The 1295-nt window shown below is 34.7% G+C and carries 2 protein-coding genes; both read left to right on the top strand.

Annotated features, from left to right (window positions below; translation table 11 throughout):
* Window positions 1-670: hypothetical protein (locus tag ACGHEH_RS21590; RefSeq protein WP_390449813.1), on the top strand; the 670-nt coding region annotated here is incomplete at its 5' end.
* Between the two features lie 117 nt (window positions 671-787).
* A complete protein-coding gene (locus ACGHEH_RS21585; protein ID WP_390449811.1) occupies window positions 788-1234 on the top strand; it encodes a hypothetical protein in 447 nt (148 codons plus the stop codon).
* Window positions 1235-1295 lie beyond the last annotated feature (61 nt).

Below are 1295 nucleotides of genomic sequence, written 5' to 3'. Positions count from 1 at the left end.
TATTTTGAGACATCTGTTTTTAATTTTACTAATCTGCTTTTCTCGGGAATCATTTTCTTTATCAAAATATTTGACAGAAAGTGATCTGAAACAGTTTTATCATTTACTTGATGTAGTTGACTTCGAAAAACCGAAGGTCGCTAATAATATGCTTCTACTTGTTGATAAAGTTGAAGAAGGCAAAGCGACCTTGGTACGAGGAGAATACGAACTTCTGCTTGCGAATGACCAAAAAGAATGGTGTCGTGATATTAGGGTTACTTTTACAGCTCAGAAAGATATAGATAATGTTTGGTCTTTTTCAGGTTCTGAACATTACAATGCACGTGTTTCATATGCTCCAAATGATGTGCCTTGCTTCGAAAAAGGTTGCTTTTCTTTTGGTGTCAATAAACCTAAAACAGATAAAGAGTTAAGTAATCTAAAAACTGAGTTAGAGAGACTTCTTTCACAAAAAAGTAAGCAATGGGACGAGAAATATGCTGCTGAACTAAATTATCGTTTACCTGACTTTGCTATGACTATGCCATGGAAAGTTGTGCAAATAGATTTTGCTGAACAAAATGAAAGTACTGCCATTTTTCAGAAGTATAATGTATTAGCTTTTGTAACACTTATTAGCAAAAAGAAAAGCTTGGTAATTCAAAGTGTTCGGTACGGTGTAAAATAAAATATAACAATCGCTTAAACAATGACGCAAAACAGCAGGCTTGCGCTCCTTCGTCGCTAATTTTAGCCTGCTTATTTTGCGCCTGTTAAGGCGGGCGTTAGAACTACAGAGAATTATATGCGCAAATATTTACTATTATTTTCAATATATATTACTGGTTGTGTAAGTACATTGACGGTTCAAGATTACGAGCCTGTAAAGTCCGGAAAAAAAGCATTAGTACGTGGTTATGAAATGGATTATATAAAACAATTATTAAGCCCGTTTCCAGACGACCAAGCAATATTAGTTACAGGGTTGAATGATCAGGAATTTAAAAATAATCATGTTCAAGTCTTAGCTCTAGCAGGTGAAAACTCTTTGCGATTAAGGTGTAGCTTTCAAATCCAAGGAGGCTATATTAAATCACAAGTAAATACTGTTACTTATGAACTTAAAGCAGGTTATGTTTATGACCTAGTAGCTAACTACTCTGAAATCAGACAGTGCGAACCTCAATTAAAAGAAGTTGGTTTATACACCGAGTTAAGTAGTTCTAACAAGGTTTTAAAGTCGGACTCATAACAGTTTGCTCGGTTCAACTTCGTTTCACATTTTAGCAAACTATTACTCGCCGCTTAAAATG

Origin of the sequence: Pseudoalteromonas sp. MTN2-4, from assembly GCF_042848605.1 — a bacterium.
Classification (GTDB): domain Bacteria; phylum Pseudomonadota; class Gammaproteobacteria; order Enterobacterales; family Alteromonadaceae; genus Pseudoalteromonas.
The sequence above is the reverse complement of the archived record's forward strand: the minus strand, read 5'-3'. Positions and strand labels throughout refer to the sequence as shown.

Coding starts and splice junctions, on each gene's coding strand:
- ACGHEH_RS21585 (WP_390449811.1), top strand. CDS start 788: ATGCGCAAATATTTACTATTATTTTCAATATATATTACTGGTTGTGTA.